A 25,043-nucleotide genomic window follows, 5' to 3' on the forward strand; every position below is an offset into this window, starting at 1 on the left:
GATTACAGATGGCAGTATATAACGGAAGTATTGGGGGAGCCGCCGCTAACGGCTCCCTTTCCCCTAAAGGGAGGATCGCCAAGCTGTTCAGTATTGGATACAACCAGGAAGTGGTTCCTGAAGTTTTTGACGGGCGGGAGATGTCGTATGAGGTCGGTCTTCTGAGCACAACTGCGGAGATGGTTGACATTTACCGATGGGGAACATGGCGTGTGATGGATAACCACGAAGATAAACTGAACGGGTTTATTTCAGACAAGTACCAGTACGGGGAGCGTACATTCCTAGGACAGCCCTCCGAGCTAAACTTAGTCCAACGTGTTGAGATTGTCCCTAGTAGTAATGGGGTAGGGATAGTTAGAGAGTCCCTACATGGTATACGAGTGAAGGAGAACTATAACGGACTGGACGCTGTTATCAAGGTCAGGATTCCAGTTCACCAAGAAGACCTTACAGGTAAGACGTGGGGAGACTGGACGAACAATGGAGTAGGTGGGGGAACAACCACCGTACTTCGACCCCGTAGGTATCCTGATACTCACATCCCGAGAAGGAGGGACAATAGTTGAACAGAACATGGAAGCTGATGGAGGAGATGAGAAAGGTGTTCATGCCTGTAGCACTGGGTTGGAAAGTTGAATCTGTAGGCGGTGGGTCTAAGGCAATCGTGTCCATACCGATGGATCACCCTAGGTTCCTGATTAAGACCTTGCGAGTCATCCCTTCGAGGGAGACGAACGTAGAGGTCAATATATTAGACAGCTCAGGCACCACGCCTGAAATACTGTACTTCAACAATGCTCAGTACTCGACTGGTAACTTCCTGGAAGGTATTTACGATATGCTCGATCTCCCTTACGAGGATGCAGACGGTACTTCGTCTCTGCACCTTTCAATCAAGAACCTGGGGACTGACGTTGCTGACTTCTGGATTGAGGTCACAGGATTAACGACAAGGTAGGGGGTGCGTTATGGATATTGTTTCATTCAGTAAGGCGGCAAAGGTAGAGAGGGAGGTCAAGCAAGCCCGAGATTCATACTCATCTCTGGATGGTAGACTTGATGCGGTCTCGATAGGGAACGTGGTCTCGGTCAGATTAAAGACAGAGCTTCCATCTACAGGAGAGGTTGGGCGGCTTTACTTGGTGCGTCAGGACACGAGCAATCAGGGAGAGCCAACGGCGTACACATACAGCACCAAGGGTTACGCAAAGGTGAGCGGGGACAGGGTTCTAAACGATACTGATAATGGTGCGTTGACCCTTAACGGTACCAAGATCGTGGTATATACCCACCCAAGTACCCATAGTGCTGACATCCTCTCTGATGGAACCAATAAGGTAGCTATGACCAGGGCTGAGAGAGATAAGCTCTCTGCTATTGAGAGTGATGCAAATAAGTACGAGCATCCTGACACGCACAGTGCTGATATGATTACGGACGGTGTAGACCACGTAAGCATGACAGCGGCAGAGCGTGGGAAGCTTAATACCATCGACCCCTGGGATGCGATCAGTGATTTGGTGGAGTACAAGGATGTGGTAACTTACTTCGCGTTCGATGACCTAGGTCGGGTAATTCGTCAAGTGGTTACTGACAACTATGTAGAGCAGATCGTGAAGGAACCAGTACTTACTATGCCTGACAGTACGGATGGCTTCTCCCAGGGGGAATCTTTCCTGGTAACATCCATCGGGGAGATTTACCTCTTTAATGGGGTAGACTTTGTAATGCTCCCGACACTGATGGATGTGGTCTATCAGTATGATGCGGCAGGTATGCTTGAGTACAGGATGATCTCTACGATGGGAGCAACCCCAACACAGACGAACTTCAGGTACTTCTACGACTCTAAAGGCAACCGAATCGCCGTTAAGAAATACTAAAGGACAGCTCAAGGCTGTCCTTTTTCTGTTGCTAATGGGTGCTTCATGACCGCGCTACGAGCACGACCCTTACTTACCCCTGCGTATATTTTTGTGGTCTCGGGACTGCTATGCCCAAGAAGTTCCTGGATGTCTCCGAGATCAACACCGTTATCCATTAGGTGGGTGGCGAAGGAATGTCGGAATTTATGTGGCGTTACCCACTCAAGACCTGCGGCACTCGTCCACTTGTTAACGATCTCATTGATCTGTCGCTTACCGATATGCCCTCCTGTCTTGATGCTCGGGAACAACCACTCTTTCCCGTGCTCAGCAGAGAGGGACTTAATATAGTCAAGGGTACGAGGGAACAGAGGGATGATTCTTTCGCTATCACCTTTACCCACAACCCTCAGTTCACCTCTCCTGAAGTTTATGTCAGTTTGTATATTTATCGCGCACAGCTCCTCCCTACGTATTCCAGTAGCATAAAGAACCTCAAATATAGTCCGATCTCTCAGGTTATCAATCATATTCAGTAGGCTGTCAATGTCCTCTGAATCGACAGGGCGAGGGAGTCGCTTTGGCTTTTTCATTCCTTCTATTGAAGAAGCGGGATTGTACTTGAGCTTACCTCTGCGAACCAAAAAATTGTAAAAGGACTTGATTGCTGACAGTTTGCGGCTAACGGTAGAAACCCCGTCACCTTCAGCGCGGCGGTGAGACAGAAAAGAAGAAACATCCTCAGTGGTAACCTTCGTAACGGGCTTCTCAATAAAGGAAGTAAACTGACTCAAATCCCTTCCATAACCGTCCACGGTGTTCATCGACAAATTCTTCTCATTCATTATGTAATTGCAAAAATCCTCAAGTAGTTTCATGCAGGTTCCTCCATCGCTCATAATATGATCGCTCATAATCCTGAGTATATCCATGACGATTATCCTTGTCAACCATTTAACAGCCGCCTACCTAAGTCGTATAGAGCAAGTAGGAGGTGTGTATTCAGCATGGAGGAGAGATTTACAACCAGATTTGCTTCATCTGAGAAAGAGTTTCTGACTCAGTTTGGAGTTAACTTCGGCTTCACCCAAATCCACAGCAAGGTAGACAGATGTTACTTTCTCACGAGTGATGCCAAGGCTCTCTACCACAATCTTAATCAGTATGCTTACAACGGGAGCAAGGAATGCTTCCCAAGCCAAGCCCTGCTACGCGCTGAACTGGGGTGGTCTAAGAACTCAGTTACCAAGTATGTAGAGGAGCTTAGGAAGAAGGGCTTCATCAAGACGATACGACATCCAGGGAGACCGTTGATGTACCTTCTTGAGGAGCTTCACACGGTTCCCGTGATCGCGCATTCGGAGATTGTGCATGAGATACGTAAGGAACTGTTTGGGTCTGACGAGCGAGAAGTGTTCGCTAACTCCCTGGCAGATTACAAAGACTCAGAGGTGTACACCACAGTCTCTCAAGAGTCTGACCCTAACGCTCATAAAGACAAAGTAAGGCAGTGGTTCGTACAGTGGCAAGGCGAGACTCACGTAGAGGAGCCAGGACAATCAATGTCTGAGCAACCTAAGCCACCACAGCCTTCAGGTCGCCGTAAGCCGCAGGTAATCCGAGAGGAGGGCGTAGAGAAGGTGGGAGACCCTACGAAGCCTGAGAAAGCCAAGAGGAAGGGTGTAAGTAAGAACCCTGATGAAGCTCCCGTAGAGGATTGGAACACCAACCATTTCCGCGCTTACTTCATGCGGCATTATCAAGATAAGTACCACAGTGCCTACTCATGGACGGAAGAAGATCAGAAGACGATGCACAAGATGCGAGAGACCAAGGGAGACAACAGTTCCCTCAAGGAAGCTCTTGATAAGTTCTTCAGCATCGACCAATTCGCCCCAAAGACAGTTAGGTTGTTTGGCTCCACGAACACCCAAGCGGTACTGGATGAGTTCACTCGTACAGGTAAGCTTCCGTGGTACATGAACAAGAAAGACGAGAAGCCTTCGCTTGAAGACGATGGTGGAGTTGACTACAACATATTTAGCTAAGGAGTGATCTGATGAATACCCCGTACAAAGACTGCGCGAAGTGTTTGGCTACACCATTCTGCAAGAGGTATTCAGGGGAGGTGGAAACACCTGATTTCCCTGATTGGTGTAACCCAAAGTTTCGTTTAGATAAAGCACTGAAGCTTTCAGAGGTACCTAAAAAGTACCTGAAGGCTAACATCTACAACTACAAGATTGATGATGATAACCGCTACATTTACGAAGGACTTAACGTGTACGTTGAAAATATCGTCGAGGAAGTTGAGGAGAACGGCACTAACTTCTTCCTGTGGAACAGAGGAGCGGGGACAGGTAAGACATATAACGCCGCAATGCTTCTGAACCAATACATCTACAAGACGTGCATGACTAGCAAGTTCGACTTCGAGAACCCGTTAGCGTTGTTCGTCAGCTACGCCGATCTAATGGATGATTTACGTTATCGCAGAGATGATGAAGCAGTGCAAAGACGTGTTTCTTCTATTAAAGAAGTCCCATTCCTGCTGTTAGATGACATCGGAGCGGGAACGACCTCGGAATTTACGGCTGAGCAAACCTACTTGATCGTTAATGAAAGATTCAACGCAGGACGCTCCACTATTGTCACATCCAACTTCGATTCAAAGGCATTGTCTCACGAGAAGGTCATTGGTAAGCGTACTGTTTCCCGATTACTATCCGACTGTGTTGGTGTTCAGGTTGAGGGTCGCGATAGAAGACCTGAGTCTGTTAAGGGGGTAATCAAACGTGCTTGAGGAACTTTCATATGTTAATCACTGGCTACAAAGCAAAGACCCCTACCTCATGCGGAAGCATGGAATAGACAACACTTACTTCGTCGCCCTTCAGGATGTGGTTGTTTGGATCGAAGGATTCCGCAATGACATGAACGGACACATGCCTACGATTGAGACCGTGGCGGTGGAGTTCGAGGACTTCAGGGTTCTGAAAGACCTTGATCCTGTTGAGTATTGTGTTAACGTCCTGCGGGAACAGAGGGCATACATGGATTACCGTCCAGTGCTTGTAGAGAACGCGAACATGACCAACAGTGGTCAAACGCTCGAAGCCATGTGGAAGATGCGGAACGATCTCGATGTGATGCTGAAGAAGTTCACAGGAAACATCGGACAGTACGAATGGACTAAACATGCGGAGGATCGCTACAACAAGTACATGGAGAAGCACGGTCAAACAGGTCTTTCAGGAATCACGACAGGCATCAAAGGACTCGATGATCTCACGGGTGGTTGGAAGATGGATGACCTCGTGCTTCTTGCAGGTCGGACAAACGAAGGTAAGTCGTGGGTGGGGGAGTTCTTCGCCTATGCCGCATGGCTATCCTTCGTAAAAGCTAACATAAATGACCCGATTATCTACCTTAGTACCGAGATGCCTGAAATCGAGGTAGCTTACCGTATGGATACCTTCAGAGCGCACTTCAGTAACCGTGCCCTAAACGAGGGTCGGCTGACCGATGCTGAGCTGTATCGTGAATACACTTTGGAGCTGATGAAGAAGGATCAGCGCATGATTATCCTGTCCCAGGACGCTAACCGTGGTAAGCCGTTCACCCCGATGGATATTCGAGCGATTATCGAGTCCGAACGTCCAGGCTTGATCGTACTTGACCAATTGTATGACCTTTCGGACGGTACGGGTGAGCGTGATATTCGTCGCCGCATTATCAATGTGACAAATGGGATTCGTGACGTGAACCTTAGTACGAAGACCCCGACGATCATGTTGGCACAGGCGGGACGTGACTCCGCGAAAGATCAGAAGAAAGACCCGAACGCGGCTCCTGAGCTTCACCAAATCCAAGAGTCGGACAACCCCGCGCAAAAAGCCACGAAGGTAGTTACCCTTCGTAAGATCGACGACATCTTCAAGCTGTCACTCAAGAAGAACCGTGGTGGTAAGAAGGACGAGGATGTCTTCATGCGTACTGATCTCGACACTGGTATATGGGAAGAAACAACGAAAGAAGAAATGGTGTTCTAAGCCCTTAACTCACAGCTCCCTACCTCGTATAGAGGAATTAGGGAGCCAATTTATTTCTAGGAGGTACTACCTGATGAATGCACAGCTCACGGCTCATTTCTACTTCAAAGGAAATGGCAAGAAGAAGAAGACCGTCACCTGGGTTGAAGAAAACCCGAGACTTCAGCAAAAGGAAAAGGACACTGACAAGGTTGTCCGTGAAATCCCGCTAACTGCTGAGGAGGTCAAGCAAGAGTACCGCAGGCTTTTCATCAAGCACAAGCACGAGGGGAAGGCGATCACGTTGGAAGACACGGATGGCGTAGCTCACATCATTGATCTCACAGAAGTTCGAGACATCGAGCTTACTGCACAAGAGGAGGATAACGATGCTGTACAGACTGACTTACGCACTGACGAGAAATGACATCGTAACTATGGAGTTTACTTCTGATAAAGAGATTGTCGGTGCTACTGAAGAAGCTTTCGATCTCATTGAGAACCAGCATGGGGCTGAGGTTCTTCTTAACCTTGTTGCATTCAGCGTCCTCAAGATTGAGGTTCCGAATGTACAACAAAATTAATGTTGCCTGTAATGGGTGTGACTACTTCGATAAATGTCACAAGGTCTTGGTGAGCGGTGGGGAAAAAATCCCTGCTAAGCTCCAAGACAAAGTTCCAATGAGGTGTCAGAACGTAGTTCAAAACATCTGTCGTGACTGTAAATGGTACCTCGAAAGTAAGTGTGCATCTTGGTTTGAACTGAATGGTAAAAAGACACGCCAGTACTTGAGAACGTGCCCTAAGAAAGTAACCCAATCCTAGGAGGTCATTTTAATGCGCGATTATCCATTAGATAAACATGTTCTGCCGATGGGAGGTAATGCGGTCAAGGACGACGCGAAACTGGAAGCCTTCATGAGTGATCCGAATTATGTTGCTGAGGTTAAGTGGGACGGTTCTCGTTATCTCTCCATCGTCGGTAGGTTCTTCTCTCGTCGCATCAGTGACGTGGACGGAATCCCTGTTGAAAAGAGTGATCGGGTTCCTCATCTATCCGAACATCTCTCAACCTTCCCAGGACTCATCCTGGATGGTGAGTTGTACTTCCCAGGCAAGACATCCAATGAGGTGACTTCCATCCTGGGGGCGAAGGCTGAAAAGGCTATCGAACGACAAGAGGAGCAAGGGAAGTTGTACTACATGGTCTACGACATTCTCATGTTCCAAGGGGAGTGGTTGGTTGATAAGCCATGGCACGAACGTAGAGCAATTCTTGAGAGAGTGTTTCCCGTTGTTCGGAACGAGTTCATGAAGTGCCCTGAGTATGTCACGGAGAACAAGAAGGAGTTCTTGGCTAAAGTCCTTGCTGAGGGTGGCGAAGGTATCATGCTCAAGAACATCAACGGTAAGTACGTCCCTGGCAAGAAGCCCGCGAAGAACTGGATCAAGGTTAAGACCGAGATTGATGACGATGTGGTCATTATGGGCTTCAAAGATGCTGTTCGTGAGTACACGGGCAAGGAGATCGAATCGTGGTCTTACTGGATCAATCCTAGCGGCGAGAAGGAGTTTGTAATTAACACTTACAACGTCCTTGACGCTACTTTGGTGGACGGTGAGAGAGTCTTTGTTCCGAAAGAGGGTTGGGTTCCAGTTACCAAGTTCTTCTTCAATGACTGGAAAGGTGCCGTGAAGTTCGGGAAGTTCGACGCAAACGGAAACCTGATCGAGCTTGGGGAGTGTTCGGGAATTACGGACGATCTTCGTAAGGACATGTCCGAGAACCCTCAGAACTACATCGGTGAAGTCATGGAGATAAAAGCCATGCAGAGAACCAAGGACGGTTTCTATCGTCACCCGCAGTTCTCACGTATGCGTGATGACAAAAATTCATCTGAATGCGTCATCTAACAACTTATAAACGAACTAGGGGGAATGAAAATGAAAAGAGTAATCTACGGAAAACATGACGAGAAAACTATCGGTCAGTTTGATACCTGCTTGAACACAGGGAATGTAGTTGGCGGCGTTCTTTGCGCTGACGGTCACTTCGGTTACAGCCAACCTGTGGGCGGCGTGATTGTGTATGACGGTCAAATCTCTCCGTCAGGTGTTGGTTACGACATTGGTTGCGGCAACAAGGCTGTTCGTACTGACCTCCATGTCGAAGACTTGCAGGACAAGCTCCCTGCGGTAATGGATGAGATTGCACGTAGAATCTCTTTCGGAGTAGGGCGTGTGAACAGTGAGAAGGTTGACCATGCCTTGTTCGATGATCCTGACTGGGCGGTATTCAAAGACCTGGGTGTTAATCAGAAGATGGAGTCCCTTGCCCGTAATCAACTGGGTACTGTAGGTTCAGGGAATCACTTCGTTGACATCTTGGTTGAGCCAACGACTGGGTTGGTTTGGATTGCGAACCACTTTGGTAGCCGAGGGTTTGGTCACAAGACAGCAAGCGGGTTCTTGAATCTCGGGGCGGGGCGTGAGTTCTTCGGTAAGGCTCCTGGGGAGAAGATGGAGCAACCACCAACACTGTTCGACTTGGACAGCGAGATTGGTGATATGTATTACCGTGCTATGAAACTGGCAGGACGATACGCATACGCAGGTCGTGACTATGTTATTGACCAAGTGTTGGACATCCTGGGAGCGGATTACGATCTTGCAGTACATAATCACCATAACTACGCCTGGAAAGAGGAGCACTACGGTAAAGAGGTCGTTGTTGTTCGTAAGGGCGCGACACCACTTGCCCCTGGTCAGCTTGGATTCATTGGCGGCTCCATGGGTGACATCTCGGTGATCGTTCAAGGTGTTGAGAGTACTGAGAGCGCGAACGCATTCTATAGCACTGTTCATGGTGCAGGGCGCGTAATGAGCCGAACACAGGCGGCAGGGAAGATGAACTACAAAACAAAGACTCGTTCAGGCGGTGCGATCTCTCCTGAGATGATGGCACAAGCAATTCAAGAATATGGCGTTGAACTGCGCGGGGCGGGAACTGACGAGAGTCCGTTTGTGTACCGCAAGCTTCGAGAGGTACTGAACTCTCATGTAGGTACATTGAACGTCATGAACGTTCTAAGACCTATCGGTGTGTGCATGGCGGGAGCTGACGAGTTCGACCCGTACAAAGACTAAAGAGGAGAGATGACATCGTGGCAGTACGGTTTGAATATAACGGCAAGAAGTACAAGAACGTAATTGAATTGACTCGTGACATCCCTATCATGACTTCAGTTATGGTGGGGTGGTACGATGGAGCTGAGGTGCTGTTGGCAAACGCAGGGGCACTATGTTACGACACTGTTCAGGTAGCTCATGATGAGGAGACACTGACCCCTAACAAAGTAGGTCAGCGAATTACACTGCACTGCCGCGACAGTAACCACAACACTGTAATCGAACATGGTGCCGCGACATTCGTTAAGAAGGTTCCGATCTTCGTAGCGCGGCAGGACTTGAGGGCAAGACACGCTTCCTTCGACGAGCGATCCCTTCGGTACTGTAGAGCGGCAGACGGTGGACTTACTTACTATGTCCCTAATTACCTGGAAACATCCTTCATTGAGAAGAAAGCCAAGGTTGAGCCTGAAAAGGCGGCACAGCTTGCAGTGATGCGCCAGGAATGGATTGACGATCACGAACGGGCAATCGAACGGTACTCGAAGTACACCGACGATGAGCTGAACGACTTTTGGGATGCCTTAGGTCTTAATCCTGAACGTATTCGTGAGACCATGCGAGCGCGGCTACCTGTTGGAGTAAACACTATGTATATGGATACACGTAACCTTTGGTCATGGATTCACCATGCTGAGAAGCGGTTGTGTTTACGAGCGCAGGATGAAATTCGCCGTATCCGTAGACAAGAAACTAACCAACTGAAGAAAGTGTTCCCTACTGTCTTCGGTGATGTGAACATGCCTTGCTATACGGCGGGAGGGTGTCCCGAGAAGAAGACTTGCGGATTGATTGAGCTTGACCCATCAGGTAAATGGGCAATGCCTTACTACAAAAAGCATAAGTTAGGCTTATAAATTAGAGAGGTGCCTTAGACCTAAGGCACCTCCTTGTTTAATTATGGGACTTATTCCAACTTGCCATTGCTTTGTCCATTTGATTAAATAGACTAATTAAGGTGTTTCCACGGAAGGTGTGTGTAAGGGAGGGACGGCATAATAGAGAGTAAGGATTTCGAGAAGGAACTTGCTAAGATCGCGTCGAGACTAAGGAAAGAATTTACGGAGAAGGGTCCTGTTGATACGCGAGTGTCTTTGATGAATAACTTTATTATTATCAAATACATTGCCAAGTTTTCACACCCTGAGTCCTTAATGCTTGAACACATGAGTTCGCACCCTAGCGATGTGTTTGACCAATATAGGCAAAAGCTATGTCGTGCCATGGTAGAAGATTTCAACCCAGTTTTCGCGTATATGAATATGGGGCTGAAAATAGAAGAAATAAAAACCACCTTCTTTGGCTCAGACTTCACAGAGCAAGTGACTATCATGAAACTCAACAAAGACATAGAACAATTATTGAAAAATGAGGAGGTTCGCATTCCATAGGTACATAGACTGTAGACCTATACATATTTTTTTCGTTAGTTAGTCCTACAGGTCTATTTTTTGGTTGACAGTTACCACATCTTTCCTATATACTTCTCTTACGGCGATTGGACAGACCTTCGTGATCTGAAAGAAGCCGTATGGTTTTCAACAAAAGACTATCGGTAATTGGAACGAATATTAAGTCTGACCAAGACCGACACATTACCACCACTATGGGTATCTTGCTCACTGGTGTGTTCTGTGTTGGTCTTTTTTGTTTACTATGCTCTCATTGATCTAGCAATTAATTCAGAAAAAAAAAATTTATATTCCCCCTTAACTAAGCATTAACTAGCGCGTATAGAGCAAGTGTAAGCAGTTTTTAGATTTGATAGGAAATAAGATTCAGTGGAGGTGGAAAATAAGGGTTGCGAACACCCGTTCGCGTTTGGTATTCTTATTAGACAATTTATATTGCAATACGTGTGTTCGACAAAAGTCTTGCAAATTCGAGTGAGATGGCTTTTAATTGTGAGGAGGGCAGGACATGCAAAACTCTCTGCTGTCGTCTTATCAGCTAGAGATTGAAGAAGTACTTGATGATTTGAGAGCTTACTGGCTTGCGAGAAGTATCTCTCGCTACAATGTCTCAGCTTTCTCAAAAGTGACGAACAAGGGCGAGAACATAATGTTCTTATGTCCCTTCCACGATGATGGTAATAACCCCGCTTGCGGTGTCGAGACAGAGTACCCGTACCGATACAATTGTTTCGGTTGTGGTGCTCATGGAAGTCTCGCTAGTCTAGTGGCTCACGCTGTTGGGCTACCTAATGAACTCCTAGGTATGCAGTTTATTATGAAGAACTATCTAGTGGTAAGCTCTAACGAGCGAAATCCTATTGATATGGAAAGTATACTGAATGGTGGAAATAAAAAAGATCGAATGAGGTCTTTACCCGAAGAAGAAGTGCTCCGATATACAAAGAAACGACATTCATACATATATGGTCGAGGATTTTCCGAGCACACGATCAGTAAGTATGAAGTGGGCTATGACGAAGTTACTCAAGCAATTACTTTTCCAGTTAGGACAAGCAAGGGATTGATAAGGTTTATAAAGAAGCGGTTTGTCTCACGAAAAGGATTCCTTAATGAGAAGGGGATAGAGAAGAAGGATATAGTGTATGGTCTATACTATATTCTACAAGCTCCGAAACCTATCAATGAACTTTATCTAAACGAGTCCGAAACTGATACAATGTCTTGCTACGAAGGACGCTTACCTGCGGGAGCAATTCTAGGACGTATTTTATTCGTCGAGCAGGTGCGTGAATTGATGCGGGCAGGGATAAAGACGGTAAATCTTTTTTTCGATAATGATGAAGCAGGGGTTGCCTGTACGTTAAGGGCATATGAGCTAATCTCCAAGCATTCGGCAATAAGGGTAAATGTGGTACTGTACCCTAACCGCCAATATGGAATAACTGACATCGAGGAGCAGAAATACAAGGATTCCAACGATCTGCTGAGAAATAACAAGCTAGGTTCCATCAAGACTATCCCATACCTCGAATACGAGTCGATGGTTAGAGATGCAGGATACCTAGACATCGAAGAAATTAAAAATCCAACTAAAAACTAAAATGACTACGGGGGAAATTATAAATGTCTACTACAACTATGGGTTTCGATGAATTGTTTGCAATCGGTGATATGGATGCTTTCTTGAATAAGGCTCAAGATAAATGCCGACAAAAGCTTAAAGGCAAAACGTTTGCGGGGATGGAGAAAGAGGACGTAACTCAAGAGGTCATGATTAAGTTGTACAAGTCACTTGATCAATACAGTGCTGAGAAAGCGAAAATGTCAACATTCGTAGACCACTTGATTGACAACAAGATCAAAGATATGTACCGAAAGTGCATGTCAGAGAAAAACCTGAACGTAGTGAACGCTGTTCAAGTTGTATCCACTGATCTTGACGTTGAAGACGAGACCGCCGATACGAGCATGGGGTTGACGCTAGGACATGAAGGGTACGCATTCGAGAATTTCGAGTTCGTGACTGACATCATGGAGAACATGAAGCTGAATGAACGGGAGAAAGAAATCTTCAAGCTTCGCTCCAATGGGTACGAGTTCGTAGAGATTGCTAGTATCCTCGGAGTAACTAAAGCCCGCATCTCCCAACTATGGAAAGGTATCCGCGAAAAGTACGAAGCCCTGTAGAGCATACCCCGCCGCTATGACATCAGTCATGGTGGCTTTTTATTCCCTACGTACATCCCCTATAGGTATTACCCACATTAAAAATCTTTGAAACACCCTCTTAACTCATCCTTAATCACTTCGTATAGAGAAAGTGAGGGGGCAAGAAGCCCACCACTACAAAACGAAAAGGATAAGGTGAAATAACATGGCGATTCAAAAAGGTCTTGGTGCAATTCGTGACGCGGCTAACAACTCTACTACAATGCTGAAAATTAAACCAAATGAATCGGCTGTAGTACGTATCTTGACTCCTGCTGAAGACATCATCTCCGTTTGGGAGTACACGTTGGAGATCAATGGTCAATGGCAAACTATTACTGCACTTCCACGCAATGAAGACCCGTTGCAAGGTAGTGGTAATAAGCCTGGATTCAAGTCCTACTTGGAAGTGTACGACTACTCTGACAAGAAGGTTAAAGTACTCAAGGCTTCCAAGACAATGGGAACACAGTTGCTTGGTCTGATCGAGGAGTACGGTGATCTTACAAAGCGCGACTTCAAGATCGCTCGTCAAGGTGAGAAACTGAATACTACGTACCAGTTCTTCGCTCGTGATCCTCAGCCGTTCGCTGAGAAGGTTGAGCGTATGGACTTGGAAGCTCTCGTAGAATCTCAAACGCTGACTCGTGAAGCTATTCAAAAGCTGATGAGTGGTATTGGTCAGGTGACTGATGCTCCTAGCGGCGACAGCGGAAATAACGGCGGCGGGAACCAAGGCGGCAACTCCAAGAACAACGACGACTTCCCGTTCTAATTGAATAGAAGTAGATAAGGCACCCCTAGTGGGTGCTTTTTCTATTTAACTCTGGTCTAACCACCTCGTATAGAGAAAGTAGATAGGACGAGAGGTGTGATCTATGGATGCTATTAGGGTTTAGATGTCCCTCATGTGATTCAGCGAACCTCGGGATAGTTGCTACGAATACGTACTTTTGCCGTGACTGTTGCGTGGAGTTCACCTTAAAAAGGTGAGAAGACCACCGTATACCGTATAGGCAAAGATGGTGTCTTGCGAACTGACCCAATCGAAGAAAAGAAGAAGAAGGAGGAGGTAACTCCTATGTCTACCTCAGTAACGAAAAACGAAGAAAACGTGGATGTAGCAAAGCTAGTTTACGCGTTCAGAAAGTTCGAGCAACTTGATAACAAAGACTTCGCTAAGATTTTTGGTTACAGCTCAACTGTTATTAGCTACTACCGAACCCGTCACCAGTCGGGTCGATTGACGTACCTGAGGAAGATGATAGACTCGGCGGCGGTGGATAAGGCTGTTGAGGATTACCTGTCTAACAAACCATCCTATGAGGGGCGAAAGAAAACCGTGAGAACAAACCTGAAGATCGACAAGCAGAAGGTAGCCTACATTGTGACCAAGTACCCTGAGATCACCACTAACGATCTCGCAGAGATATTCGGTGCCAAGTACCAAACCATCTACGGGTACAAGGTGAGCGTCCTGAAGAACAAGGCGGGGTATGAGGTTCCTGAAGGCTTGAACGAGGAATGGGACATGGAAGTTGCGGCGTACAAACTTGGCAAAGAGTCTACAGGAAGCGTTAAAGAGGTGTTGGAGCAAGAAGTGAGTGTTGACACTGAACGTCTGCACACCATGCCGATCAGTGAGGAGGAGTACCAGGAGATTGCGTCTGCTGACGCTTTGGGTGCTTACTGCGCTGAGCTTATTATTCCACCTGTTGGGGGTATCCACAAGCTGATATTAGTAGCTGAAGGCGGGCGAGAGGATGCTTCAGGACTGTTCAACTACCTGTTGCAGACATTCGAGGACGGAGAGAAGTATGGTATAGAAGTCAAAATCTCTAAAGCGAGAACTTAACGAGAAGCACCCTTAACTGGGTGCTTTTCTTTTCGTATAGAGGAAGTAGGAGGTGGTACTGAATGACTCTTGAAGTGGTCGAACTACCTAAGCGCAAGAGAGCACCCCGCAAGGCTAAAGTCTTGGAAGACCAGGGAGCACTTGAACTGACAGGACTCTTGGATGACCGAGAAGCTAAGACCGAGAAAAAGAAGACTCGGGCGAAGAAGGGTGTCACCGAGAAGTCTGCCGCTAAGAAGATCACTAAGAAAGAACAGCAGATCATTGAGATGGCAAATAACACCGTCTTACCTGACTACTATCACATGGTTTGGAGCTTGGAAGAACTGGACGATATGTGCAGATGGCTCCGAACACAGAGCGTGGTTGCGGTCGATACCGAGACCATGGGTGTTAACCCGTTTGCTGATGAGATCGTAGGTATCAGCTTCTACGCACCTCATCGCGGATACTATATCCCACTCAAGCACATCGACGAGATTTGTTTACCAAAAGACATTGTGGCAGACATGCTACGACCCATCTTGGAGGACAGGAGCACTAAGTACCTGCTCCACAACGCTAAGTTTGATATGCACGTCCTTTGGAATTGGATGCAGATTCGACTGGTGCCATGGTTCGATACCATGATAGGTCAGGCTGTACTCGATGAGAACCAGTCAAAGGCTCTCAAAGATATGGCTCCGTACTACCTGAAGGTCGAAGCAGATAAGTTCTCCACGTTGTTCGGAAAGATCACGTTCGACAAAATTCCAATCAAGCTCGACCCGAACACTCGGACGGGGTGCTTGGCAGGATACTACGCCATCAAGGATACCGAGCTTACTTATCGTATGGCAGAGTTCCAGGGGCGGGCGTTGAACCGTGGGAACCTCAAGAAGCTGTATGACCTGTTCTTCAATATAGAGATGCCCTTCCTAGATATTGTGTGGAAGGCAGAGCAAGCAGGAGTGCTTCTTGATCGTGAGTACTTGGTTGAGAAAGTAGCCAAGGACTTGCACAACGAGCTAGAGCTTCTGAGACAGAAGATTTGGGCGTATACGGGAGAGATCAATCTTAACTCCCCTGCACAGAAAGCAGAAGCCTTATACGTCAAGCTAGGGCTTCCTAGGGTCAATAAGGATAAGCCGATGAGCACCGACAAGAAGACGCTCAAGAAGCTGAAGAAGACTCACGAGGTTATCGGACTGATGCTCGAATACAGCGAGAAGGTGAAGCTGACTACAGCATTTGCAGACAAGCTTCCTAAGAATCTCGTGAATGGTCGAGTGCACACCTCATTCAACCCTGTAGGAACTAAGACTGGACGTATGAGTTGTAACTCACCGAACCTTCAGCAGATTCCCGCGAAGGTGGGCGGTCTCATTCGTAACGCCTTCATCTCGGATAATGGTCGCTTGTTGGCTTCCATTGACTTCTCGCAACAAGAGCTTCGTGTACTTGCTCATGTGTCGCAAGACGAGACCTTGTTGAAGATTTACCGCGATGGATTGGATGTCCACAGTATGACCGCTGTGGGGATGTGGAACCGAAACAACCCTAACGTCACATATGAGGAGTTTGAGTATCGTCGCGGCATGAAGGACTTATTCCTTGATCCTGACGGTAAGCTCGTGGAAGACAGGCTCCTTAGCGATGATCTCGTTCGCAAGCTGTTCAATGAGGAGAAGATCAACTCGAAGAACCCTGAAGCACTTCGTGAGGATGTTTTCCTAGGTATCCAGTACGAGAAATTCCGTAAGGATGCCAAGGTCGTTAACTTCGGAATCATTTACGGCATGAGTGAGAAAGGCTTGGCAGAAACCTTGGAGATTACCGAGGACGAAGCTGTCGAGTACATCAAAGGTTACTTCGATGCGTACCCAGGCGTTAAACGGTGGATGGCTGAGCAACGCAAGATCATGAACGCTGACCAATTCACTGAGACCATGCTCGGTCGTAAGCGGAGAGTTTACGAGGAGATGCAATCAGGTAAGAAGTGGCTCATCGGTCGTGGTCATCGGATGGGAATTAACGCTGTGATCCAAGGCTCCTCAGCAGACATGGTTAAAATCGCTTCAATCAAGCTTCAGCCGCTTCTTGAGGAGTTAGATTCAAGAATCGTGATGTGGGTGCATGACGAGATCATCTTCGATGTACCTGAGAATATCGGCATGGACAACCTTCGTAGAATTGCAGACATCATGTGTAACGCATTGCCGTTGGACTGCGGTCTTAAATCCGACATTGAGGTTGGAGCGAAGTGGGGTCAGAAGATGTCCGAAGACGATCTCTCCATGTTCGACGAGGAGGATGTGGCGTGAAGAACATCGTCCACTGGTGTCTGCCTAAGAAGATGTGGACTTCTCACACCTACAAAAGCTGTACCAAGGCTCCTGTCATTCTCGTGGAGAACGGTTGGTCAGTTGAGACCAAGCCGAGCAAGAGAGCAAACCCTCGGGGGTGGGTGGTCACAGATCATGCAAACGTGACTGTGAACCCGCCGCCTGAAGCGGTGAGCCAATACGAGAAGTCAGAGCGACTGATCTACGACAAAGAGAACGTGCATTTCAACATAAATAAAGGTGAAGCACTCCTGTTCGATGAAACTGGGTGCCACCTTCTCAGGGGGAAATGAGAATGATCAATGACAAAGTGAAAGCAATTAGCGAACAGTTCATGGTGCAAGACGCTCGTAAGCTACCTGAAGGCAACTGGTTCACCGCCAAGACATACTTCATGAGCGGCTACAAGTCCCGTTCCTTTACACCAATCCATGTGTTCCTGAAGGATACGGGATTACGGTTGTACTTTTGGTTTGACGGCGACTTCCATGAATGGTTCAAGAAATATGTAGTTGTTACAGGAGACATCGAAGGGGATGGTTTCGAGTTGTACGAGATGTACTCCGAAAGTCGTGTTAAGGAGCTGAACGCTCACAAGGATAGCCCTAGCCCTAACCTGGGTGATCGCATCGTTGAGAACGGGTACACCTACAGCCTGGGTAACCGCAAGTTCCACTTCGTTCAGCGGTACGCGACCATCAAAGTGAATGTCACATGGCGTAAGGGTGGTTTCTAATGCGAATCGCCATCTTCACAGATGGCTCGACATCAAAGAATGGTAAGCCCGATTGTATCGGAGGGTGGGGAGCTGTGCTCCTCGTCCTTAACGGCGACAGGGAGGTAGTCCATTACAAGGAGCTGTCGGGCGGCAAGAAAGGAACTTCCATTGGAGAGATGGAGATGATGGCGGCTTATGAATCCATAAGAAGCCTGGACTTTGACAAAGCAAAACACTGGGATATCCACGTTGTTTCCGACAGCCAGTATGTAGTGAATGCCTTCAGTGAGCGTTGCTATAGGTGGAAGATGGATGGATGGCTTGATCGACCAAATCTTAATCTTATCAAATCAATTTATCGCATGTCTGAATACCTCGATGTCAAGTGGCATTGGGTGAAGGGGCATGACGGTAACAAATACAACGAGCGAGCTGATGAGCTTGCTAAGGAAGCCAAGGAAAGGGTGAAGGCTCAATGTTAGTTATCGCGTGGTTATTCTTTGTATTCTATGCGTTCTTCACACTGGTTCTAGTGAGGAAATTCACCTTCAAAAGCATCAATAAGTACGAGCTATTGTTCCTGTTGTTATCCCTGAGCATTACAGGTGTTTCCGCAGGAATCATTTGGGGAGGGCTGTTCCGATGAATCCCTTTGACCCTGGTTGGTTCATTGTCGGCGGTATTGTTGGTGTGATCGTTGGTCTGATCGGCAAGCCGCTGATTAAATTCTTATTTGAAGTGGTGGGTGAGTTCTTTGACTGAGTTAACAGAGAAGTTACAAGAGTGGAAGTGGCTCTGTGGAAAACAAGATACTGCTGATGACCGAACAAGGTGTCCTAAGTGTCATGATCAGTTGTATTTCTGTGACTGCCCTGCACAGATGGCACAGGAAATTCTTGAGATACTGACTGCCAACAATACAGAACTTACGGAGATTGATGTTGTGAATTTCTCCGCAGATAGCCAACACACCGTTCAAGTTAGGTACTACGGAATAGAAAAATCAAGGGAGGTACTTAACTGTGTCGTTGAAGAAACTAGCAAACATGGTGAAGAAGGAATCCAACGTAGCGAATAAAACACCTGAGGAGCTATTCACGGCTGTATTGGACAAGTTCCTCACTTCACGTAACAACAAACGATCAGGTAGACTTGCGTTCAACCCGTCAAGTTACTACAAGTGCGGGCGGCTTCAGTTTTACAAGCTGACGGGACAACCTCCTCGTAAGAAGAAGTATCCGCGTTCGGAGCGCATCCTGGACGTAGGGACTCAGCTTCATGAATGGGTTCAGACCCAGGTTCTCATGAAGATGAACGAGGAGGAGAAATCTGCTGTTAAGCTCATTCCACTTGAGGAGCTACCTACATACGGAGCGGAAGGTATTGAGTGGATTAAAGAGCACAACGCTCCTCCAATGGAAGTCAAATTCGTTGACAGCCGTTGGACGAAGAAGTACCCGATCTCGGCAATGGTGGACGGGGCGTTCTCGTTCATTAACAAGGACATACTGTTCGAGTTCAAGACGATCAACCCCACCGACTATGACAAGATCATTGAGCCGCTGAAAGACCACCTGAAGCAGGGGGCGATCTACTGCCTAGGGACAGGAGTTAAGTACGTCATGTTTCTGTACCTGAATAAGGGGAACCAGGAGTGGAAGGCGTACTTCGTGGAGTATCGTCAGGAACAACTGGATTGGGTCGTAGCCCGTATTACAACCATCGAAGACTACGTTCTGCGTGGAGAGTTGCCGCCGAAGGAAGAAGGCGATAGCTGTAGATACTGCGAGTTCAAATACCTCTGTGACGCAGACCTAAAGGAGCCGAAGAAGAAATGATAAGAGGAGAAGAACACGAAAAGTGGCTTAAAGGTCTAAAGGAAGGGGACGAGGTGGCGTACAATACCGTTCGCTATGGCGGTGATAAGAGTTATGCCATCCATAAGGTGAAGCGTGTCACCCCTACTGGAAAGATCAGGCTAGACAATGATCTTCTATTTGATAATCGAGGAGATCATCGTTCAGGTGAGGGGTGGTTTACAACACGTTACTACCTGCAACCAGTTACACAAGAAGTCAAGGATGCTAACCGTAGGAGGAATCTCCTGTATGAGATTAGTGGTACCGACTTCAGGAAACTGCCGTTGGATAAGTTGGAGATCGTTATGAAAGCAATTAAGGAGAGCTAATGCTCTCCTTTTTCTTTGCTTAAAATAGCCCCTTAACTGCTCTTAATCCATGTCGTATAGAGAAAGTGTAAGACAATTTAAGAACTTCGAGGAGGAATAAGGATGCAAGAGCAACCGAAAGTAGCGCAGTATTTCAACATTCGCAAGAACATCATCGAGATGGTGAAAGCCTTCCCTGAGGTGAAGGAGAACTACAACGATCTCGTAGCTTCCTACTGGGTGCTGTATGACAATGTGAAGGAAATGGCAGAGATTCGCAAGGCAACACCTGCGGAGACGATCACTCGTCAGTTCCGTAAATTGGTGGAGCTTCGGGAGATCACACCTCCTGCACGAGTTCTTGAAGCACGTCAAGAAAAGGCAAGAGAATATCGCACGGAGTTCTCGGCGTTAGGGGGTTAAGCCCTTGTTCAAAAAACAACTTGACCCTGAGCAACTTACTATCCTTGTCCTCCTCGTGTTCTACATCCTGGGGCTGACTCATGGATTTATCTACTGGCATATAGGGGGTTTCTAAGATGGCTGACAAGTTGTGGAAAGCATTCGAGCGTTGGGTAGGTAAGAACATCTTTGATGGTGCTAAGCGTAACATGGGGTCGGGGGCAATTAACAAAACCGACCAAGGTGAAGATCGCACGGGGGACGTTATCCACTCTACCTACGAGATCGAGTGTAAGTGCTACACCAAGATAGCAATCTTCCGTTGGTGGGATAAGTTGGCGGTGGAAGCTAAGGCATCCAAGAAGACCCCAATCCTTGTCATGAAGGAGAAGGGTGACAACAAGGACGTACTGGTGACCATCCATTACACCCACTTCAACGAATTGAAACGGCTTGCCGAGTTAGGTGAGCAATATGAGGGGTTGTGTGACTAATGCCTGAAATGACTCGACAGCAAATCGAGCAGGGGATTAAGTCATTCGAGTCCAGGGAAGCCACGAAGTCCAAAATTGCTAAGGCGGGTCTACCAGTCCCGCCAAAGCCTGAGGATGCTGTGAATGGGGTTGACCTTTTCACGGAGTGGGAGCAGATGAAGCGGCGGTACGGTGGGGTGGCGAATGTACCATTCTCCGAACTGGGTGACTTTCTTGACCGATGGACGACAATGATCTCCTATGCAAGATACTGTGAAGCACTCGCTGACATCGACCAAGCTACGGCTCGGGAGATCAGAGACACTATCAAGAAACAACTGTACACAATCCAAGACGGGAGCCGAGAGCTACGGGATGCCGCAGTCCACACAGAGCCAGTATATGTGGAATGGGAGCAGACCTACACTCAGAATCTCGCTACATTTATCACCTTCCGTGCCTTACGTGAAGGATATGAGCACCGTGCAAACGCGATCTCTCGGGAGATCACTCGCAGAGGTAACGACAATCTTGATACAAGAAGACAAATTAACAGGGGGAATAACGCATGAGTAAAGAGTTTAAGTTGGTTCAGTTGGGTAGCGAGTTGTTGAGTCTTCGTCTGAAGAAGTCTGAGATCGAATTGGCAGAAGCCCGCATCAAAGACGAGATCGCAGACATTCTCCGCGAGGAGGGTGTGGCTGAGATGACGGTACCTGTGGATGAGCTTCACTGCTTGGCATTCAAGAACAACTACCGTTACACGAAGTCCTTCGACAAGGATGGTCTTGCTTCCAAGACTGGTCGTGAGCGTGATGAGCTTGACTACCAAGGAGTGTCGGCTCTTGTTGAGAAGCAGGTCGTCACTTCGAGTGTAGTAGGGCAGTTCCTCAGCGAGAACAAGTCTGAGTTCGTGACTGTTCGCAGACGTAAGCTCGAAAAGAAAAAGAAGTAAGGGAGGTGCGGAGATGAGCTTCCGAGACCTGGTTCACGAGAAGATCATCCCGTTTATGCAGGAGAACAATCTCACGGACGGTACTTTTAAGACCTCCGTGGGAGACTCCGCTGTTGTGAAACGGGATAAGCACGGCTTCTACAACGTAAAGATCACCACGAAGGAGGATGTAAGACTTGATTCAGTTTGAAGTGAAACTTGATGACGGTAAGAGTTACGTAACCTTGTCGAAAGGTCTTGAGAGAACTGTAATCGCTCACGGGATGACAATTGATGCGTACAAGAGAAATATCCTCCCCTCGAAAGTAACCTACGATGAGTTCATTCATAACTCTCTTGGGGCGTTCGTCGCACTGCTCCGTACCTTACGGGACATCAAACAACTCGATGGGGAGTCGTATGACAACGCTATATGTGCCTTCAGTCCTCTACTTAGGATGAAGAAGACATGGGATGAAATTGAGAAATTCACGGAGGGTGAGCAATGACGGAAACAGCAACGGTTGAGAAAGAAATCGACATCTATGACGCGGAACGGGTCAAGCTCCTTCAGCAATTCCGTAAGGAGTTCGGTGAGCAGTCCATGTTCCTGCTCGGTAAGTCCGAGAAGCTGTTCGACATCAATGTGCGGTCATCAGGCTCCTTGATGCTCGACCTGGCACTTGGCGGCGGCTTTGCCCAGGGACGGATGGTATTCCTTCGTGGCGGGGAAGCGGCAGGTAAAACGACATTGGCACTCATGGCGATTGCAGAAGCACAGCAGGTTGAGCCTGAACGTGACAATGCGATCATCGACTTGGAGAATGCCTTGAACCTTGAGTGGGCACGGACTCTCGGAGTGAACACAGATAAGCTGTTCGTCTCTCAGCCTGATACCTACGCAGAGAAAATCTACGGCATGATCCTTTCGATGCTTCGTAGCAGACGGTTCGCCTATATCGTACTGGATTCCACGGACGGTCTGATGCTTAAAAGCGAGATGGAGAATGACGACTTCGAGAAAGAGACTCGGGTGGGCGGTACGTCCAAGCTGAACTCCTCTGCCATGCGTAAGCTCGTCAACTCAGGTGAGCTGAAGAACTCAGGCACCACACTGATCTTCATTCAGCAGTTGCGTGACAAGATCGGCGGCTTCTCCATGTACGGTACTCCAACTGATTCCTCAGGTGGGCGTGCATTCAAGCATAACTCCACTCAGACATTGGACGTAAGCAAAGGCGAGTTCTTCGCTAAAGGATCGGGATCAGCCAAGGTAATCCTAGGTCAGCAGTCCAAGCTGAAGGTATCGAAGAACAAGATCGCGCCGCCGTTCCGAACTGCTTCCATCGACCTGTACTATGCCTATGGTATGGACAGAATCATGGAGCTTGTAACGGTAGCTAAAGAGGTGGGTGTTCTTAGCGGAACGTCTTGGCTCAAGCTCGTTGACACCACTACTGGGGAGATCGTTCCCGATGAGGAAGGCAAGGAGCAGAAGTGGAACGGTATCGCTAAGGTCAAAGAAGCCGTAGAATTGGACGTTCAGGAGAACGATAGCAAGCTTTACAACATGATCTACGAGCTAGTCCAAAACGCAATTAGGGGGTAACCGTATGTTCGTGGGATTGTATACATCGTTTGTCAGCTTGACTTGGTGGCAGATGATTCTGTGGGCGGCTTATGCTCTCTACTTCATCGTCAGAGCTTGCCACATTTGGTCTGAAACCAGGGATGAAGGGATGGTCAAAGGGTATCTCAACGTGTTCCTCGGTAGAGAGCGAGTAATTCGCTTGTATCATGTGGTGCGTGTCATCCTCGACATTCCACCATCCATCGTAGGGCTGTTCTTCCCTATGCTTCGGGCTACACTTCGCCTGAAGATTTATGAAATGAAACAGAAGGGATGAACCGTATGGAGCCAATCGCCTACGGTATCGCAGTGGCGGGGGTAGCTAACGCTATCGCCCTGTCCCTGGGGTACTGTCTCAAATATAGATTGAATCAAGCAAAGAGGGATATTTACCTCACCGTTACTCAGCAGATCGTATCGGAGAACAGCCCACGCATTATTGAAGCTGTAGAAAGCTCAATTAAACAGCAGGTTGTAGAGAGGATGGGTCAGGTAAATGTCTAAGAGCAGAGGTCAGATCGCTTCCAAGCGACAAGAGACTCGCATTACACGGAGTCTTCAACAGATCAAACAAGATGCGAAAAGAGTATTGGCTTCGGGGGCGTTGTGGTTCGCTAAGAGTGACATCGTATCCGAGCTGTTTCAAATAGAAGCCAAGACCAAGGAGAAACCTTCCAAGTCAATGACCATAAAGAAGGAATGGATGGACAAGATTGAGCAGGAAGGGTTCGAGAACAAGAAGATACCTGCCCTTGCATTCTCTTTCGGTGAGAACACTGACTACTTCGTTATTCGGGATAGAGAGTTCTACACCTTGGTAGAGGAGCTTGACTTGCTGAGGAGGTTAAGGGATGAACTTGTATCACGCAACTCGGTTGGTAACTGATCTTGAGGTAGCTACTTGTAAAATTCCTCCTGATGAGCTGAAGAAGATCATTGACAATGACATGGCAAATAAGTTCAGGAAACCTCTGTTTGAGAACATCACTGTGCAGGAGACCCGCGATGACAAGCAGGGGTTGACCCGATTGGATTATAGTGTGGCGATCATGACGGGAGACGAGTACCACAAGCTGATGAGGGAGTTGAAAGAGCTTCGGGAGGTCGTCGATCAAGGAAGGAGGTTGTTCAGTGGCAAAGAGTAGTCAGATCATGGTCAAGGTATGCCCCTCCTGCGATAAGGAGTACAAGGACGATGACAAGTACGGCTATTGCTTGAACCATGAGTATCCTGTTCGTCCTGAGCTTAAGAACAAGACTCGGGACAAGCAACGAGTAGGTGGCACCTTCAAGATCGTGGGGTGGTTCTCCTCCCGATCAAGTGCAGGGCTAACTATTGAGCACACGGATACAGGGGAGCAGTTTGAAGTATATGTGTCTGACCTGTTCAAGTACCTGGATGGTCAGGAGCTTGGGACGCTAACTCTTGAGGAAGTCAAAAAGGGTAAAGCGTATGGATGGGCGGTGGTCGGTAGTGATTAGCGCAGTAGCTATCGGGTTCTCATTAGAGAGCCTGAGTACCTATACCGACATTGCATGGGCACACCATGACCCTTCCACAGCCATCGGGATGAGTAACCGTGAATACATGCTCATGGTCGAGAGGGCTGTGGTTCAATCAGATGTCGTAGTCTTCGATGCGACCAACGAAAACCTCTCAGTGGATGAAGTAGTGATAATCCATACTGCCTATACTAATAGAACGCCAATTATAGCGGTGGGATTACGATCACTGTCTCCGTTACTAGAGGAGATGGTTTCGCAGAGATTGCCAGGACTCGACTTCGTAGTGGATCACCTAATGGCAAACTACAGGCTATCAAAATAAA

The 25,043-nt window shown here is 47.6% G+C and carries 38 protein-coding genes; 37 read left to right on the plus strand and 1 reads right to left on the minus strand.

The annotated features are described in order from the left end of the window. Window positions 1–8: 8 nt before the first annotated feature. The 3 genes from BLW49_RS07300 to BLW49_RS07310 are packed head-to-tail and all read left to right on the plus strand — an operon-like array spanning window position 9 to window position 1,886. The gene (locus BLW49_RS07300; protein ID WP_076312971.1) at window positions 9–569 is read left to right on the plus strand and encodes a hypothetical protein; all 561 of its coding nucleotides are present in this window, start codon (window positions 9–11) and stop codon (window positions 567–569) included. After that, a complete protein-coding gene (locus BLW49_RS07305) occupies window positions 566–961 on the plus strand; it encodes a hypothetical protein (protein ID WP_076312970.1) in 396 nt (131 codons plus the stop codon). The genes BLW49_RS07300 and BLW49_RS07305 overlap by 4 nt, the downstream gene beginning before the upstream one ends. A gap of 10 nt (window positions 962–971) precedes the next feature. Continuing rightward, window positions 972–1,886: a hypothetical protein gene (locus tag BLW49_RS07310; RefSeq protein ID WP_076312969.1), complete on the plus strand. Its 915-nt coding sequence runs from the start codon at window positions 972–974 to the stop codon at window positions 1,884–1,886. Window positions 1,887–1,894: 8 nt separating this feature from the next. On the opposite strand, the gene BLW49_RS07315 is transcribed toward BLW49_RS07310, so the two are convergent. After that, window positions 1,895–2,746: a tyrosine-type recombinase/integrase gene (locus BLW49_RS07315; protein WP_076312968.1), complete on the minus strand. Its 852-nt coding sequence runs from the start codon at window positions 2,744–2,746 to the stop codon at window positions 1,895–1,897. A gap of 129 nt (window positions 2,747–2,875) precedes the next feature. Between BLW49_RS07315 and BLW49_RS07320 the strand changes: the two genes are divergently transcribed. The 34 genes from BLW49_RS07320 to BLW49_RS07480 all read left to right on the plus strand — a co-directional run bounded on the left by BLW49_RS07320 (window position 2,876) and on the right by BLW49_RS07480 (window position 25,042). After that, window positions 2,876–3,916, plus strand: a complete 1,041-nt coding sequence (locus BLW49_RS07320) for a helix-turn-helix domain-containing protein (protein ID WP_076312967.1) — start codon at window positions 2,876–2,878, stop codon at window positions 3,914–3,916. A gap of 80 nt (window positions 3,917–3,996) precedes the next feature. Further along, the gene (locus tag BLW49_RS07325) at window positions 3,997–4,671 is read left to right on the plus strand and encodes an ATP-binding protein (RefSeq protein ID WP_177178673.1); all 675 of its coding nucleotides are present in this window, start codon (window positions 3,997–3,999) and stop codon (window positions 4,669–4,671) included. After that, window positions 4,664–5,920: a DnaB-like helicase C-terminal domain-containing protein gene (locus BLW49_RS07330; protein ID WP_076312965.1), complete on the plus strand. Its 1,257-nt coding sequence runs from the start codon at window positions 4,664–4,666 to the stop codon at window positions 5,918–5,920. The genes BLW49_RS07325 and BLW49_RS07330 overlap by 8 nt, the downstream gene beginning before the upstream one ends. 73 nt (window positions 5,921–5,993) lie before the next feature. Beyond that, window positions 5,994–6,326 (plus strand): hypothetical protein, encoded by a 333-nt coding sequence (locus BLW49_RS07335; RefSeq protein ID WP_076312964.1) that lies wholly within the window; start codon window positions 5,994–5,996, stop codon window positions 6,324–6,326. Continuing rightward, window positions 6,289–6,483, plus strand: a complete 195-nt coding sequence (locus BLW49_RS07340) for a hypothetical protein (protein ID WP_076312963.1) — start codon at window positions 6,289–6,291, stop codon at window positions 6,481–6,483. The genes BLW49_RS07335 and BLW49_RS07340 overlap by 38 nt, the downstream gene beginning before the upstream one ends. A 253-nt stretch (window positions 6,484–6,736) precedes the next feature. Beyond that, window positions 6,737–7,813 carry an ATP-dependent DNA ligase gene (locus tag BLW49_RS07350; RefSeq protein ID WP_076312961.1) on the plus strand — a complete coding sequence of 359 codons (1,077 nt, stop codon included), beginning with the start codon at window positions 6,737–6,739 and terminating at the stop codon, window positions 7,811–7,813. Between the two features lie 30 nt (window positions 7,814–7,843). Then, window positions 7,844–9,046 carry an RtcB family protein gene (locus BLW49_RS07355; RefSeq protein ID WP_090723948.1) on the plus strand — a complete coding sequence of 401 codons (1,203 nt, stop codon included), beginning with the start codon at window positions 7,844–7,846 and terminating at the stop codon, window positions 9,044–9,046. A 17-nt stretch (window positions 9,047–9,063) separates the two neighbouring features. Then, the gene (gene thyX / locus BLW49_RS07360) at window positions 9,064–9,945 is read left to right on the plus strand and encodes an FAD-dependent thymidylate synthase (RefSeq protein ID WP_076312959.1); all 882 of its coding nucleotides are present in this window, start codon (window positions 9,064–9,066) and stop codon (window positions 9,943–9,945) included. 141 nt (window positions 9,946–10,086) lie between these two features. Beyond that, entirely contained in the window at window positions 10,087–10,479 is a 393-nt protein-coding gene (locus BLW49_RS07365; protein ID WP_256209702.1) for a Na-translocating system protein MpsC family protein, read from the plus strand. Between the two features lie 529 nt (window positions 10,480–11,008). Next, on the plus strand, window positions 11,009–12,103 hold the full coding sequence (locus BLW49_RS07370; protein ID WP_076312957.1) for a toprim domain-containing protein: 1,095 nt from the start codon (window positions 11,009–11,011) through the stop codon (window positions 12,101–12,103). A gap of 23 nt (window positions 12,104–12,126) precedes the next feature. Next, the gene (locus BLW49_RS07375) at window positions 12,127–12,690 is read left to right on the plus strand and encodes a sigma-70 family RNA polymerase sigma factor (RefSeq protein ID WP_076312956.1); all 564 of its coding nucleotides are present in this window, start codon (window positions 12,127–12,129) and stop codon (window positions 12,688–12,690) included. A 187-nt stretch (window positions 12,691–12,877) separates the two neighbouring features. Next, window positions 12,878–13,486 (plus strand): hypothetical protein, encoded by a 609-nt coding sequence (locus BLW49_RS07380; protein ID WP_076312955.1) that lies wholly within the window; start codon window positions 12,878–12,880, stop codon window positions 13,484–13,486. A 306-nt stretch (window positions 13,487–13,792) separates the two neighbouring features. Then, window positions 13,793–14,566 (plus strand): hypothetical protein, encoded by a 774-nt coding sequence (locus BLW49_RS07385; protein WP_076312954.1) that lies wholly within the window; start codon window positions 13,793–13,795, stop codon window positions 14,564–14,566. Window positions 14,567–14,628: 62 nt separating this feature from the next. Continuing rightward, window positions 14,629–16,869: a DNA polymerase gene (locus BLW49_RS07390; RefSeq protein WP_076312953.1), complete on the plus strand. Its 2,241-nt coding sequence runs from the start codon at window positions 14,629–14,631 to the stop codon at window positions 16,867–16,869. Beyond that, window positions 16,866–17,183, plus strand: coding sequence for a hypothetical protein (locus BLW49_RS07395; protein ID WP_076312952.1), 318 nt, complete (start codon window positions 16,866–16,868; stop codon window positions 17,181–17,183). Before BLW49_RS07390 ends, BLW49_RS07395 begins: the two co-directional genes overlap by 4 nt. A gap of 2 nt (window positions 17,184–17,185) precedes the next feature. Then, a complete protein-coding gene (locus BLW49_RS07400; protein WP_076312951.1) occupies window positions 17,186–17,626 on the plus strand; it encodes a hypothetical protein in 441 nt (146 codons plus the stop codon). Continuing rightward, window positions 17,626–18,090, plus strand: coding sequence for a ribonuclease H family protein (locus BLW49_RS07405; protein ID WP_076312950.1), 465 nt, complete (start codon window positions 17,626–17,628; stop codon window positions 18,088–18,090). The genes BLW49_RS07400 and BLW49_RS07405 overlap by 1 nt, the downstream gene beginning before the upstream one ends. Next, complete coding sequence (locus tag BLW49_RS28735; protein ID WP_177178674.1) at window positions 18,084–18,254, plus strand: hypothetical protein; 171 nt, start codon at window positions 18,084–18,086, stop codon at window positions 18,252–18,254. Before BLW49_RS07405 ends, BLW49_RS28735 begins: the two co-directional genes overlap by 7 nt. Window positions 18,255–18,362: 108 nt before the next feature. Then, complete coding sequence (locus BLW49_RS07410; protein WP_076312949.1) at window positions 18,363–18,686, plus strand: hypothetical protein; 324 nt, start codon at window positions 18,363–18,365, stop codon at window positions 18,684–18,686. Further along, a complete protein-coding gene (locus BLW49_RS07415; RefSeq protein ID WP_143042092.1) occupies window positions 18,631–19,446 on the plus strand; it encodes a PD-(D/E)XK nuclease family protein in 816 nt (271 codons plus the stop codon). The genes BLW49_RS07410 and BLW49_RS07415 overlap by 56 nt, the downstream gene beginning before the upstream one ends. Continuing rightward, entirely contained in the window at window positions 19,443–19,796 is a 354-nt protein-coding gene (locus BLW49_RS07420; protein WP_076312947.1) for a hypothetical protein, read from the plus strand. The genes BLW49_RS07415 and BLW49_RS07420 overlap by 4 nt, the downstream gene beginning before the upstream one ends. A 102-nt stretch (window positions 19,797–19,898) precedes the next feature. After that, a complete protein-coding gene (locus tag BLW49_RS07425; protein WP_076312946.1) occupies window positions 19,899–20,198 on the plus strand; it encodes a hypothetical protein in 300 nt (99 codons plus the stop codon). Between the two features lie 116 nt (window positions 20,199–20,314). Then, window positions 20,315–20,671: a putative PDDEXK endonuclease gene (locus BLW49_RS07430; RefSeq protein WP_076312945.1), complete on the plus strand. Its 357-nt coding sequence runs from the start codon at window positions 20,315–20,317 to the stop codon at window positions 20,669–20,671. Then, a complete protein-coding gene (locus BLW49_RS07435; protein WP_076312944.1) occupies window positions 20,671–21,222 on the plus strand; it encodes a hypothetical protein in 552 nt (183 codons plus the stop codon). The genes BLW49_RS07430 and BLW49_RS07435 overlap by 1 nt, the downstream gene beginning before the upstream one ends. After that, entirely contained in the window at window positions 21,219–21,605 is a 387-nt protein-coding gene (locus BLW49_RS07440) for a hypothetical protein (protein WP_076312943.1), read from the plus strand. Before BLW49_RS07435 ends, BLW49_RS07440 begins: the two co-directional genes overlap by 4 nt. A gap of 13 nt (window positions 21,606–21,618) precedes the next feature. Next, window positions 21,619–21,795: a hypothetical protein gene (locus tag BLW49_RS28740; protein ID WP_177178675.1), complete on the plus strand. Its 177-nt coding sequence runs from the start codon at window positions 21,619–21,621 to the stop codon at window positions 21,793–21,795. After that, the gene (locus BLW49_RS07445) at window positions 21,782–22,093 is read left to right on the plus strand and encodes a hypothetical protein (RefSeq protein WP_076312942.1); all 312 of its coding nucleotides are present in this window, start codon (window positions 21,782–21,784) and stop codon (window positions 22,091–22,093) included. Before BLW49_RS28740 ends, BLW49_RS07445 begins: the two co-directional genes overlap by 14 nt. Beyond that, complete coding sequence (locus tag BLW49_RS07450) at window positions 22,090–23,193, plus strand: recombinase RecA (protein WP_076312941.1); 1,104 nt, start codon at window positions 22,090–22,092, stop codon at window positions 23,191–23,193. The genes BLW49_RS07445 and BLW49_RS07450 overlap by 4 nt, the downstream gene beginning before the upstream one ends. Before the next feature lie 4 nt (window positions 23,194–23,197). Beyond that, window positions 23,198–23,491 carry a hypothetical protein gene (locus tag BLW49_RS07455; protein ID WP_076312940.1) on the plus strand — a complete coding sequence of 98 codons (294 nt, stop codon included), beginning with the start codon at window positions 23,198–23,200 and terminating at the stop codon, window positions 23,489–23,491. Window positions 23,492–23,496: 5 nt separating this feature from the next. Further along, window positions 23,497–23,718 (plus strand): hypothetical protein, encoded by a 222-nt coding sequence (locus tag BLW49_RS07460; protein WP_076312939.1) that lies wholly within the window; start codon window positions 23,497–23,499, stop codon window positions 23,716–23,718. After that, a complete protein-coding gene (locus BLW49_RS07465) occupies window positions 23,711–24,100 on the plus strand; it encodes a hypothetical protein (protein ID WP_076312938.1) in 390 nt (129 codons plus the stop codon). Before BLW49_RS07460 ends, BLW49_RS07465 begins: the two co-directional genes overlap by 8 nt. Further along, window positions 24,066–24,359, plus strand: coding sequence for a hypothetical protein (locus BLW49_RS07470; RefSeq protein ID WP_076312937.1), 294 nt, complete (start codon window positions 24,066–24,068; stop codon window positions 24,357–24,359). The genes BLW49_RS07465 and BLW49_RS07470 overlap by 35 nt, the downstream gene beginning before the upstream one ends. Further along, window positions 24,346–24,696 (plus strand): hypothetical protein, encoded by a 351-nt coding sequence (locus BLW49_RS07475; RefSeq protein WP_076312936.1) that lies wholly within the window; start codon window positions 24,346–24,348, stop codon window positions 24,694–24,696. The genes BLW49_RS07470 and BLW49_RS07475 overlap by 14 nt, the downstream gene beginning before the upstream one ends. Then, window positions 24,689–25,042 (plus strand): hypothetical protein, encoded by a 354-nt coding sequence (locus BLW49_RS07480; protein WP_076312935.1) that lies wholly within the window; start codon window positions 24,689–24,691, stop codon window positions 25,040–25,042. The genes BLW49_RS07475 and BLW49_RS07480 overlap by 8 nt, the downstream gene beginning before the upstream one ends. Window position 25,043: the final 1 nt, after the last annotated feature.

Source organism: Paenibacillus sp. PDC88, from assembly GCF_900106725.1.
In the GTDB taxonomy this organism is placed as follows: Bacteria; Bacillota; Bacilli; order Paenibacillales; family Paenibacillaceae; genus Paenibacillus; species Paenibacillus shunpengii.